The sequence below is a fragment of the Xenorhabdus sp. BG5 genome (genome assembly GCF_015163665.1).
In the GTDB taxonomy this organism is placed as follows: domain Bacteria; phylum Pseudomonadota; class Gammaproteobacteria; order Enterobacterales; family Enterobacteriaceae; genus Xenorhabdus.
On record NZ_JADEUG010000091.1, the window covers coordinates 1 to 840 of the forward strand.

Annotated in this window: 1 protein-coding gene; it reads right to left on the reverse strand. The window is 52.3% G+C overall.

Going from position 1 to position 840, the window contains the following annotated elements:
* Positions 1–840 (reverse strand): amino acid adenylation domain-containing protein (locus IQ209_RS18840; RefSeq protein WP_193852535.1); only part of this gene is annotated, 840 nt, incomplete at both ends.

Genomic DNA, 840 nt, shown 5'->3' on the forward strand with positions numbered 1-840 from the left:
GGCAATTAAGCGCTTGTCACCGCTTTCGTCTTCACGGGCGATCACCACGGCATCGCTGACGCCTGCGCAAGCCAGCAGTTGGGTTTCAATTTCTCCCAGTTCAATGCGGAAGCCACGGATCTTAATTTGAAAATCATTGCGTCCTAAATATTCAATCGCGCCATCGGGTAGCCAGCGCCCCAGATCGCCGGTTTTGTACATACGGGCATCAGGTTGTGCACTAAACGGATCCGCCACAAATTTCTCCGCAGTTAAATCGGGGCGATTGAGATAGCCACGGGCTACACCGGCGCCACCGATATGAATTTCGCCACTGACGCCAATAGGAACCGGCCGGCCGTGCGTATCCAGAATATAAATACGGGTATTCGGCAATGGATGGCCAATCGGGATGTTATCGGTGATATCAGTCGTTCCATCCACTTTTAATGTGGTGGCAATGACCGTGGTTTCCGTTGGGCCATAAGAGTTAATCCAGCGGCAGGATTGGGTTTCCTGATGAGACAGCCAGCTGATTAAATGGCGATATTCTGCTTTTTCGCCGCCCACAATCAGGGTATGCAGACAGGGGCTAAAGCCACTGCGACCCGCCATCATCTCCTGTATCCACAGGTGCCAGAAAGCGGTCGGCATATCCATAATGGTGATCTTCTGCTCACGCAGGAAGGTGACAAAAGTCATATCCGGTATCCGAATATGGGGCGGCCGCAAAACCAGTGTCGCACCGGCGGCGAGGGTAGGGAAAATATCGGATACCGAGGTATCAAAGGCGATAGTCGCAAATTGCAGGATACGATCCCCTAATTGTGGTTCGCTGGTCTGGTGCTGAGCATGAATAAA